Genomic DNA, 2,920 nt, shown 5'->3' with positions numbered 1-2,920 from the left:
GTTGCGGTTGACCTGGCCGGCGGCCACTATGCGCTTGAGCATTACGACGTGCTGTATGTTCCCCGTGGCGAGAGCTACCGGTTGCAGAACCTTGCCGGGGAGAGCAAGGCCAACCCCGACATGGAGGCCCAGGGTGTGGCGATCGAGGCACACCTGGACCGCGGTCGCGGACCGGTGGCGACCGTGCTGATCCAACGCGGCACGCTGCGGGTCGGCGACTCGGTGGTCGCGGGCGATGCCTACGGGCGGGTGCGCCGGATGGTCGACGAGCACGGCGAGGACGTCCACGAGGCGCTGCCGTCGCGGCCGGTGCAGGTCATCGGCTTCACCTCGGTGCCCGGTGCCGGTGACAACCTGCTGGTCGTCGACGAGGACCGCATCGCCCGCCAGATCGCCGACCGGCGCAGCGCCCGCAAGCGCAACGCGCTGGCCGCGCGTTCCCGCAAGCGGATCAGCCTGGACGATCTGGATGCCGCGCTGAAGGAAACCAGCCAGCTGAACCTGATCCTCAAGGGCGACAACGCCGGTACCGTCGAGGCGCTGGAAGAGGCCCTGCTGGGGATTCAGGTCGACGACGAGGTGGAGCTGCGCGTCATCGACCGCGGCGTCGGTGGCATCACCGAGACCAACGTCAACCTGGCGTCCGCCTCGGATGCGGTGATCATCGGGTTCAACGTGCGGGCCGAAGGCAAGGCGACCGAGCTGGCCAACCGCGAGGGCGTGGAGATCCGCTACTACTCGGTGATCTACCAGGCGATCGATGAGATCGAGAAGGCTCTGCGCGGCATGCTCAAGCCGATCTACGAGGAGAACCAGCTCGGCACTGCCGAGATCCGGGCGCTGTTCCGGTCCTCGAAGGTCGGTGTCATCGCCGGCTGCATGATCACCTCAGGTGTGGTGCGCCGCAACGCGAAAGCCCGCCTGCTGCGGGACAACATCGTGGTCTCCGACAACCTCACGATCACCTCGCTGCGGCGCGAGAAGGACGACGTCACCGAGGTCCGCGAGGGCTTCGAGTGCGGTATGACGCTGGGCTACTCCGACATCAAGGAAGGCGACGTCATCGAGTCCTTCGAGCTGGTCCAAAAGGAGCGCACCTGATGGTCGACCAGGCCCGGGCGCGCCGGCTGGAGAAGCGGATCGCGGCGATCGTCGCCTTGGCGATCGAGCGTGAGATCAAGGACCCGGGTTTGGCCGGGGTGACCATCGTCGACGCCAAAGTGACCGCCGACCTGCACGACGCCACCGTGTATTACACCGTGATGGGGCCCACGCTTGACGACGAGCCGGATTTCGCCGGCGCCGCCGCCGCGCTGGACCGGGCCAAAGGTACGTTGCGCACCAAGGTAGGCGCGGGCACCGGAGTGCGCTTCACTCCCACGCTGGCGTTCAGCCGAGACACGACGTCCGATAGCGTGGCGCGGATGGACGAGCTGTTGGCCCGCGCCCGTGCCGCGGACGCCGATGTGGCGCGGGTCCGTGCGGCTGCCAAGCCGGCGGGGGAGCCCGATCCATACCGTGACCGGGGGGTAGAAGCAGCATCACTTTCCGGGGGGCTGGACGGGCTCGAGGGCGCCGGTGACGACTATCGACCCGAAAACTGAGCCTCCCGGTGTCCGCCTTGCGGCGGCGCCGGGATTGTCTGTGGATGCCGTCGGCGCCGCCGAATTACTCTCGGTCGCAACGACGATCGCGGTGATCTGCCACGTCCACCCTGATGCCGACACCGTCGGTGCCGGGCTGGCGCTGGCCATCGTGCTCGACCGCAGTGGTAAGCAGGTCGAGGTCAGCTTCGCCGCACCCGCCACGCTGCCGGAGTCGTTGCGGTCGCTGCCGGGCTGTGATCTGCTGGTCAGTCCCGACGAGATACGCCGGGATGTCGACTTGGTTGTGACCGTTGATGTTCCGAGCTTGAAACGGCTCGGTGCCCTGGGCGACTTGGCCGGTCCGGGCCAGCAGTTGCTGGTCATCGACCATCACGCCTCCAACGACCTGTTCGGCACCGTGAACTTCGTCGACCTGTCGGCCGATTCCACCACGATGATGGTTGCCGATCTTCTCGACGCGTGGGGGATACCCATCGACTCTGACGTCGCGCACTGCATCTACGCCGGGCTGACGACCGACACCGGATCGTTTCGCTGGGCCAGCGCCCGCGCCCTTCGGCTGGCGGCCCGGCTGGTCGACATCGGCGTGGACAACGCCGCGATCAGCCGGACCCTGATGGATACGCATCTTTTCGCGTGGTTGCCGATGCTGTCGCGTGTGCTGGGCTCCGCGCAGCTGGTGCCGGAAGCGGTCGGCGGCCGCGGCTTGGTCTATGTGGTCGTCGACAATCAGGAGTGGGTCAACTCGCGCTCAGAGGAAGTCGAGAGCATCGTCGACATCGTGCGCACCACCCAGCAGGCTGAGGTGGCGGCGGTGTTCAAAGAGGTTGAGCCGCAACAGTGGTCGGTCTCGATGCGCGCCAAGAGCGACGTGGATCTCGCTGCCGTCGCGTCCGGGTTTGGTGGCGGTGGCCACCGGCTGGCCGCGGGCTATTCGACCACCGGGTCGATCGACGATGTCGTGGCGTCACTGTGCGCGGCGCTCGGCTGATCGCCTTTGAATGAAGCGGGGCGTGACGCGGGGGCCGTCCCGGGCCGACCCGCCGGCGGCCGGAAGATCGCCAAGCTGGCGTTGCCCGCGCTGGGTGTGCTGGCTGCCGAGCCGCTGTATCTGTTGTTCGACACCGGCGTGGTCGGGCGGCTCGGGGCACTGCCGCTCGGCGGCCTGGTGCTCGGGGTAGTCGGTTCCTAGGACGCTGCTGATGTAGTGCCCTCTGCGGGGCGGGTTGCCGGTGTGGTTGGTGTGCCCGAAGTGGTGTGTGGTGGACGGCATTGTTGGTCGAGGTGCTGGTACTGCCTGGCGGTCGGGTCCG

Annotated in this window: 3 protein-coding genes and 1 pseudogene; all 4 read left to right on the top strand. The window is 67.6% G+C overall.

The features are described 5' to 3' along the window. Positions 1-1,101, top strand: a 1,101-nt coding sequence (locus tag ACLP9N_RS26370) for a translation initiation factor IF-2 (protein ID WP_442410142.1), incomplete at its 5' end; no start/stop codon positions are given. Further along, positions 1,101-1,604, top strand: a complete 504-nt coding sequence (rbfA, locus tag ACLP9N_RS26365) for a 30S ribosome-binding factor RbfA (RefSeq protein ID WP_442410141.1) — start codon at positions 1,101-1,103, stop codon at positions 1,602-1,604. The genes ACLP9N_RS26370 and rbfA, both read left to right, overlap by 1 nt. Continuing rightward, a complete protein-coding gene (locus ACLP9N_RS26360) occupies positions 1,579-2,598 on the top strand; it encodes a DHH family phosphoesterase (RefSeq protein ID WP_442410140.1) in 1,020 nt (339 codons plus the stop codon). The genes rbfA and ACLP9N_RS26360 overlap by 26 nt, the downstream gene beginning before the upstream one ends. Before the next feature lie 6 nt (positions 2,599-2,604). Continuing rightward, positions 2,605-2,796: pseudogene (locus ACLP9N_RS26355) on the top strand (MATE family efflux transporter); the annotation flags it as partial. Positions 2,797-2,920 lie beyond the last annotated feature (124 nt).

The organism is Mycobacterium sp., assembly GCF_052144515.1.
In the GTDB taxonomy this organism is placed as follows: Bacteria; Actinomycetota; Actinomycetes; order Mycobacteriales; family Mycobacteriaceae; genus Mycobacterium.
Note: the sequence above shows the minus strand (reverse complement) of the source record. Positions and strands in the feature narration are given on the sequence as shown.

Bases quoted from the DNA above. Each gene is read 5' to 3' on its own strand.
- rbfA (WP_442410141.1), top strand. From the start codon at position 1,101: ATGGTCGACCAGGCCCGGGCGCGCCGGCTGGAGAAGCGGATCGCGGCG.